Source organism: Pseudoalteromonas sp. 78C3, from assembly GCF_002836695.1.
Taxonomy (GTDB): Bacteria; Pseudomonadota; Gammaproteobacteria; order Enterobacterales; family Alteromonadaceae; genus Pseudoalteromonas; species Pseudoalteromonas arctica.
Genome location: NZ_PJAV01000120.1, coordinates 47,232 through 56,167, shown reverse-complemented (window position 1 = coordinate 56,167; position 8,936 = coordinate 47,232). Strand labels below are relative to the sequence as shown.

Here is an 8,936-nt window from a genome sequence, read left to right as displayed (position 1 = left end):
AGAGGCTCCCGCCAAAAGTATCTGTAAATATGAATATAGAGGATATCCCGCATTACACTTAAGAGGGGGCAACTCTTCTTAAGTACATTAAATATTACCAGTTAAGGCCGTATCAAATACATGCAGCTTATCTGATAATTTTGCATATTTTAACTTTGATTTTACGGTCGATGTGATACTCAAGTGAATATTATCAAATTAGTAAATAAAGAGATGGTTTCAATATTATTAGAACAAGTATTAAGGAATAATATTGGCCAGTTAATAACCAAATGTTCAAGCACTACCTTCACAATTGAGTTGATAATTTCCTGTCATTAAACAAACACTCATCAGTCGATGCTCTTTTCGAGTATAAAAATGATAATGAACATTTTTACGACATATCAAAGAAAGTTTATTTATGATTTGCAGCTGGCTAGATCAATAAATCAGGTTAAACGCGATGTAGGCGAAATTACAAAATAATATAACCAAACTTGTAATCTGACAAGTGTACCTAATAGTTCTAAATTGAATTTTCAAACAAATTAAATGCGGGCAGTAGTAGGTATTTACATAAAATCCACACAGGAAGCTTGGTTATAATCTACCTACCCTGAAAAGATCAGGATAAAATTTAAGTGACTACTTCAAAAGGTTTTTTCACATATCTAAGCATAAAATTAACAACTCAGATTGCAAAATAAGGAAGGAGTAAGTAATTATGTATGTTTATACATTAATTGGGTCAATTCCTATAATAAATTTTACAAGCATACTATAAGTCATATACTCGAAAAGACTAAAGTAATCGCATATACATCTTATTGTTAAGGTATAGAAGTGAGGCTATCTAGTTGATAGTAAAGTTATTTTTATTCAACCTTAAATAAAAGAGACACTTTTTTAAACCTGCAGCTTTAGATAAGTCTACTAAATATGAATGTTTTTATATATTTTAGCGATGCTTTGTTACAAATCTTTACAAACATTCAAGTTATTGTTATTAAAGTATTTTATTTTAAGGTGATATAAGCTTTAAATATACACATATTACTTTTTCAATAAAATCAGCTGCTTACTGTTGATTTTAATGTAATGGTGAAAGATACATTTGTTATTTTTGCTGGTTTAAAGTTAATAATGTGTTGACCTCTTTGTTTCTCTAGTACTATCATCCGTCACACAATAAAGTCCTACTGTACCTTCATATAGGCATTTTTAGTCTTATTAAGTGGCTTTATTGCGCATTAATTTTAAAAATTAAGCATAAATAATAAAATAGTATTCTAGGGAGAATCAAATGTTAAACAATAAAATTTCAAAGGCAGTTCGCTTAGCGATTGCTTTTGGTACAGCATCAACGGCTGTTTTCGCTGCAAATTCAATTGCGGCAGAAGAAGGCGTTGAAAAAGTAGAACGTATAGAGGTTACAGGCTCGCGTATTAAGCGTTTTTCAGAGGTTTCACCTACTCCTGTAACTACAATTACTGGCGAAGAGCTATCTAATGCCGGCATCACAAACATCTCAGACTTGTTACAAAAGCTGCCTTCATCTGGCGTAGGCTCTGCACCTACAACAACTACTAACACTATTTTTGGTGCGGGTATAAATACTACAGATCTTCGTCAGCTTGGAGAAGGTCGTACTTTAGTACTTGTAAACGGTCGTCGATACGTAGGTGCTTCTGTAGATAATCCTGCGGTAGATTTAAACGGCATTCCGACTGAAATGATTGAACGTATGGATATTGTTCATGGCGGCGCGTCAGCAGTTTACGGTTCAGATGCAATTGCGGGTGTAGTTAATATTATTTTGAAAAAGTCTCAAGATACTATGGACTTCAACTACAAAAAATCTATTACAGAACAAAGTGGTGGTGAAGAAGAGTCTTTTTCATTCACGTTTGGTGGTGAAAGCGATAAAATAAGTTTTATTACGAGCTTATCTTACTCAGAAACAGAACAGCTTGAAGCTCAAGACCGTGACTTTCTTCGTAACCCAGTTTCTGGGATGTTAAACCCTGATAACGTTTCTGACACGGATGGAATTCCACAGAATATTTTAGCTACAGGTGAGTTTGCCGGTTTGCAAACACTAGGCTATTACGATCGCGCAGGTGATGCTTTCTTACCTGATGGCCATGTTGTATTTGGTGATAATGGTGAGTTTAGTCCCGTTATAGTTGGTGGTGTAACAAGACCTGCGCCGAATAATCAACTTAGATATTTTGGTGACGGCTTCTCTAATGGTTACAAATTTATTGAACATCAAGATCTTGCAACACCACTTAATCGTTTCAATGTTTTTACAAACATAGTAAATAATTATGCTGATGATCATTCAATGAATTTTGAAGTTTCTTTCTCAAAAGCTAGTGCTTATGCAGAAAGTAGCCCAATTTTCCTTGCTGAATCGATTCGTTCAGATAATGCATTTTTAGACCCAGCTGCTAAAGCACAATTAGATGAAGCTGGTAGAGATTCAGTTACAATTTATAAGCTTGCTTCGGGTTTTGGTAATCGTACCTATGAAGATGATCGTACAACACTTAATACAACTCTTTCTTTCCAAGGGTTACTACTAGAAGAGTTCGATTACGAAGTATATTTTAGTTACGGTCGTAATAAAAACGACACTACATGGAACGGTGAATTCCTTACTGAGAACTTTAACAAGGCTATTGACGCGGTAGAAATTGACGGAGCAATTCGTTGTGCTGACCGTGATTCAGATGGTTCTTTAGTTGGTGCGTTAGATGGTTGTCAGGCATTAAGCCTGTTCGGTCTTAATGGTGCATCTCAAGAAGCTTTAGATTACGTTACTACCTCAGCATCAATTTCTAAAGTTAAACAGCAGCAAGTTATTGGTGGTGTTATTTCAGGTTATGCTTTTGATATGCCTGCCGGTGGTGTTTCTTTTGCTTTAAGTGCTGAGCATCGTAAAGAAACTGGTTCTAATGAACCTGGTGCAGCAATGCAGAATAATCTAGTGTTTGGTAACTTTGTAAAAGCATGGGATGGTGAATTTACAGTTGATGAAATTGGTGTTGAAATGTCAGTTCCATTATTAGTGGATGCACCATTTGTTGATTCATTAAGCCTTGAGTTAGCCGCTCGTTACATGGATTACTCTTCAGTGGGCGATAATGTAGCTTGGAAGGTAGGCTTTAACTATGCAATGAACGATGAACTTCGTTTCCGTGGTACAAAGTCTAAGTCGGTTCGTGCTCCATCATTATCTCAACTTTATTCTGCTGGTACTCAGTCATTCGCGTCTTATGGCGATCCATGTGACCAAACTAATATATCTACAGCGAGTGATAGCAAAAAAGCAAACTTAATTGCTAACTGTCAAGCTGCAGGTATTCCAAACCCAGGTACTACAGTTGGAGATTGGAGACCATCTGATGATTGGCGTAGTGTTACTCCACCAAGTGTGAATTCAGGTAATGCAAACCTTCAAGAAGAAACGTCTGACGATACATTATTTGGTGTAATTTATACCCCAACTGAAAATATCACGTTAATTGCAGATTATTGGAGTTTTGACGTTGAAGATGCAATTAACTCTTTAGGTGCACAGCGTGTTATTGATGATTGTTACGAAGCGTCTAGTTTAGATAATAGTGCTTGTGACTTAGTTGACCGTGATCCTACGACTCTTGATATTTCTGAGGTTCGTAATGGACCATATAACTTAGCATCTTACTCTCTTAAAGGTGTTGATTTAGAAGGTACATACAAGTATGAAACGAGCTACGGTTCATTTAACTTCCGTTTACTAGCAAGTTACCTTGAGCATAGAGAGTTTAATACAGATGTTTCTAGCGAAGGCTATGAACCAACACCTACAGTTGGTGAAGTAAGATACCCTCGTTGGCAGGGTAACCTAACGGTAGGCTATACTTACGATGATTTATACGTAGGTATGATTGGTAAATACCGTCATTCAACAGTATTAGACAGAGAGTGGACTGCTGAAAATAACAACTATAATGATGTTCCTTCTTATACAGAATGGTCAATAAATGGTCGTTATACTGTTAGCGAAATGCTTGAAGTAAGATTAGGTGTTTCAAACTTATTTGATATTACACCTCCTAGAAATCCTGGCACATACGATGAAGGTGAGTATTACGACGTATACGGCAGACGTTTCAACTTAGGACTAAACTTACGTTTCTAATATCTTTAGTAAATAAGTTTATAAACGAAAGTGTTTAATATTAAAGCCTACTGAAATTTCAGTAGGCTTTTTTTATATTTTACTTGCCCTAATATGTGTTTATACCAACCGGCTTATATATGGGGTTTATTTAACGATAAGTAAATTTCGCTATAACTAGGCAAAAATTTTTTATATCTAGTTGATATTACGTTTCTTTAGACTGGAAATTGTTGGATTTACTTAGCGGTTCTTCAGAAGTTTAAAAACATAATGGATATCAACAAAAGATTATCTTTCATTACTTAAGCTGAAAATGTGGTGGTTGGATATATTATTTGGTAGTACAGCCCTCAACCTTGATCATATCTGATATGCCAATTACTGTATTGATAGAGTGATTACGTGCTTCAAAGCTACGTTAACAACGTCTTCGTATCCTTTAAAAGCCTATTCTAAATTTATTATATTCTAATCTAATCTAATGAATAGGGTGGTGCTTTAATATCTTTGAGTATTAAAGCTATCAGCAGCATCACATTACATTACGCATAACAGCTGCAACTCTTTCATTTCTTCGTTTAAGTATTAAGCTTGCGTCACTTGCCTAGCGTCTTTATCTATACAAGGAGTTATTAGCACTCCTAGCTCGCTGACTTACTGATATAGACTAAGCATTTATACATATTTAATAGTAATTACTACAAAAAGTGACTCAGATATCTTAGTTAGCCTGCTTTCTGTGCACGATTTTGGAAATCAATGAAAATATAGCTTTATGGATTTTTTCTTTTTTAGAAAGGCCAAGTAGTACTTTTTCAGATAGTTGAATAGCTATAGTTGTCTCAATCATTTTTGTTAATTTTATGTAGGTAATTTATTTTTTGCATGCTTTTACACCTACATAATTCGCCACAATAAGGAAGTAAGTAACTTGTTTGAGGCGAGACTTAGATATGATTTCTTCAGTAAATAGCACTTATTCTAAATCAAGTTTTTGCAATAATGCAATAATGCAAAAAGAGCATTGTGTTTGTTTTTTGTTACTTTAAGGTTTTGTAAATAAAGGGTTTTATTTGGTTAGCCAAGTGTTGACCTTTTGCATAACTTGGGACTACTATTCAAATCGAAACAGGTACTGTGATTAATTACAGACCGTTTTGAAAACAAAATAATTAAAATAGTATTCTAGGGAGAATCAAATGTTAAATAATAAAGTTTCAAAGGCAGTTCGCTTAGCGATTGCTTTTAGTGCGGTATCCACCGCTGCTTTTTCTGCAAGCTCTATGGCAGCAGAAAAAGAAAAAGTTGAGCGTATAGAAGTAACTGGGTCTCGCATTAAGCAAGTTGATATGGAAACATCATCACCAGTAACTGTTATTACCGCTGCAGATCTACAATTATCAGGTGAAGCATCAGTTGCTGATGTTTTAAATAATACTTCTGTAAATAGCTTTGGTTCATGGCGTGGTATGTCTGGCTACGGTAACGGCGCAGCAGCAACAAGTAATATTAACATGCGTGGCCTTGGGGCTGAGTACACATTAGTGCTACTTGACGGTCGCCGTATGCCTGGTACAAGTTCGTCTTCAGGCGCTGCCGCAGATACTTCTCGTATTCCAATGGCAATAGTAGAAAGAATTGAGATTCTTCGTGAAGGTGCTTCTGCTGTATATGGCTCAGATGCTGTTGCAGGTGTTATTAACATTATTACAAAAAAAGACTTTAACGGTTTAAGTTTTTCATATGATACTGAGCTACCTAGTGCCGAAGGTGGTGATACAAATCGTTTTAACGTAAGTACAGGTTACTCTGGTGAGAAAGGTAATATTACATTAACTTATGAATATTATGATGCTGAATCAGTATACGATAGAGATATTTGGAAATTAAATGATGAGACTTATGCTGATTATTCGTCATTTAGCTCAGTTCCAAATGGTAATGGTGCTAGTGGTTGGGTTACAAGCCCTACTATGTGTGCAGAATCAAATAACACGGTTGATGGTGGCACTCGCTGTTTATATAACTATGGTGCAGTAACTAAGTTATTTGGTGATACTACTCAGAACTCAATGCTTTCAAATTTCAATTATGAATTCACTGATAACTTAAAGTTCCGTGGCCGCGCAAGTGCATCACTTTCTGAAACTGATTCTCGCTATGCAGGTACACCTGTATCTACAAACCAACCAACTATGTTGGCTGATAATCCTTTAAACCCTGTAGGCGAAGATTTAACTCTATACATGCGCTCAGCTAACATTGGTGAGCGAGATACTCGTACTGAAATTAATAGTATTGATTTCTTAGGTGGTTTAGTCGGCTTTGTAGATGTTGCAAATGGTATTGACTGGGAATTTAATGTACAACACAGCCGTTCTACAACTAACTCATTCAATACAAACCTGATAAATGATGATGTTGTTCAGAAATTAATTGATAGCGGCGAATATGATATCTTTAATACATCAGGAATGAGCTTTGCTAACTGGGATAGCAGCATGAAAGACTTGTATGGGCAAGCTGCTCACACAGGTGTGTATCAAGCTCGTTTTACAAGTACTCAATTTGATACGGTAGCATCTACATTATTGTTTGATAATGGTGATGTTTCGATTGCTGGCGTAGTTGGTGCTGAATTTGAGCAAGTAGAATTTGAACAAATGAGTGACCCTCAATCGGCTTCAGGTCGTGTGTCAGGTGGCTCAGGTGGTGACGATGTTAATGCAGAACGTGATAGAACATCTGTATATTCAGAGCTTCAAGTAAACCTACCATACAATGTTGATATTAAAGCAGCTGTTCGATACGACAAGTACGAGCAAGAAGGTGACGTTGGTTCACAATTTGTATCAGGAACATTCGATAATGTTGCCCCTCAAATTGGTGTTGCATGGCGTCCTTCTGATGCGCTATTAGTGCGAGCTAGCTGGGGTGAATCGTTCCGTGCACCTAACATGGGCGAAATGTTCTCTAGTCAGGCACTAAGCTTCGAAAAAGCTTACGATACAATTTGGTGTGATACGCAAGGCAATGCAGGTTCTGATGCTATTTACTGTAACCCAAATGCTTCACAGCAACATAAAACTTGGTTTGGTGGCAATCCAGATCTTGAGCCAGAAGAAGGTGAATCATTTACAACAGGTTTTGTTTGGAATGTAACAGATGACTTATCTGTAGAGCTTTCTTACTATAATATTAAGTTAGAAAACAGAATTGCAGCAGTAAGTGTTGAACGTCTATTAAAAGACGAGCAAGACAATGGTTCTAACCCTGCAGTAGTTCGCGATCCAAATACAGGTCGTATTGATGTAATGTACAGCTTTGACCAAAATATGGCGAGTTTAGAAACATCAGGTTTTGATTTTAAAACAGCTTACATGTTTGAATCTAGCATTGGTAACTTCGCTCTTAAAGGTGAGTTAAGTTATGTAAGTGACTTTGAAGAAGTAACAGAAGAGGGTGCTGACGCATTCGATTACGCTGGTTTACAAGAGTACCCAGAGCTTCGTGGTAATGTTACTTTTGATTGGACTAATGATGCATTTGGTGCAGCATGGACTACATACTACATAGGCGACCAAGACTCAGGTAATGAAGAGTATGGTGTAACATATTTAGCTGATATTCCAAGCTATATTAAACACAATATCCAAGTATCATATAACCATGAGTGGAATGGTAAGTTTGTACTAGGTGTGAACAATGTGTTTGATAAAGAAGCACCACAGCTAAACGATGGCACTAGAGGTTATCGCGATGCTTCAACATCATTATATGATGTTTTAGGCCGAGCTGTATTTTTAAAAGTTGAACAAAACTTCTAAAAATCGTTTATAGATTATGTTTCGTCTTCAATACGTTGACGATTATAAAAAAAGGTCAGTTGCTTATGCTTCTGACCTTTTTACATTTGGTTTGCAATTTTATCTTTAAAATTTTAATTATGGTTTGTATGTACTTACTGGCCCACTTTATTTTTAAGTTTGTTACCTTGTGATTTTCCGATTATATTCACCTGACACGAAAAATAGATAATGTGGTTTTTAATTGAGTCGAAGTAATGATATTTGCAAATTACATATAAGTTTTTAGCTGCTTTATTGTACTGAAAGCTGGCATTTATTATTCAACGGATTAGTAGTGTTTTTTATCGACTATATATTTTATAAAATGAAGTTCCCTTATACATCGACAATTTATATTAAATTACTCCTAATTTAATAAGGTAGGACTAATAGCGTATATTTAACAGAGGGATTATTTAGTTTATATCTTGTAATAGTCATTCCTGAAAAATACCCTTATACTAAAAAAGAATAATTAAATAAATCCAATCACACAATTTAGCGAGATATAAATGAAAGAAGTCCGATCTTTTATTAAAACAGCATCATTAACGGATCTTGAAAAAGCCCAACAGCTTATCAATGATGCAATTTCAAAATATACCCAGCAGCAAAAAGCGAAACAGGAAGTTTTGGATCTTTTAAAAGAAAAAGGACTTACGCTAGAAGATTTACAAGATGGAGCATCAGACAAACGTACTAAAGTTAAGCCTAAGTACCGCATGGAACTTAATGGTGAGACTATTGAATGGACAGGCCGTGGCCGTCGTCCTAAAGCGTTTGAAGGTGTTGAGCTTGAGAAATTTTTAGCCTAAAGCTAAATATAAGAGAAGCTTCGGCTTCTCTTTTTTGTTTCCCCCTCAATAAAATATAATTAAAGTTTAAAACTCCCAGCTATTATTTGCTAAAATCTCTTCACTCAAACCTATTTGTTT

Annotated in this window: 3 protein-coding genes; all 3 read left to right on the top strand. The window is 35.7% G+C overall.

The window, feature by feature from the left end:
* The first annotated feature begins 1,285 nt into the window (after positions 1–1,285).
* The 3 genes from CXF76_RS04975 to CXF76_RS04965 all read left to right on the top strand — a co-directional run bounded on the left by CXF76_RS04975 (position 1,286) and on the right by CXF76_RS04965 (position 8,816).
* Complete coding sequence (locus CXF76_RS04975) at positions 1,286–4,171, top strand: TonB-dependent receptor plug domain-containing protein (protein WP_024590778.1); 2,886 nt, start codon at positions 1,286–1,288, stop codon at positions 4,169–4,171.
* A 1,181-nt stretch (positions 4,172–5,352) separates the two neighbouring features.
* Positions 5,353–7,980: a TonB-dependent receptor gene (locus tag CXF76_RS04970; RefSeq protein ID WP_024590779.1), complete on the top strand. Its 2,628-nt coding sequence runs from the start codon at positions 5,353–5,355 to the stop codon at positions 7,978–7,980.
* A gap of 533 nt (positions 7,981–8,513) precedes the next feature.
* Positions 8,514–8,816, top strand: a complete 303-nt coding sequence (locus CXF76_RS04965) for an H-NS histone family protein (RefSeq protein ID WP_007586043.1) — start codon at positions 8,514–8,516, stop codon at positions 8,814–8,816.
* The last annotated feature ends 120 nt before the right edge of the window (positions 8,817–8,936 follow it).

What these genes read in the sequence shown, in the direction of transcription:
- CXF76_RS04965 (WP_007586043.1), top strand. Translation starts at nt 8,514, where the DNA reads ATGAAAGAAGTCCGATCTTTTATTAAAACAGCATCATTAACGGATCTT.
- CXF76_RS04970 (WP_024590779.1), top strand. Translation starts at nt 5,353, where the DNA reads ATGTTAAATAATAAAGTTTCAAAGGCAGTTCGCTTAGCGATTGCTTTT.
- CXF76_RS04975 (WP_024590778.1), top strand. Translation starts at nt 1,286, where the DNA reads ATGTTAAACAATAAAATTTCAAAGGCAGTTCGCTTAGCGATTGCTTTT.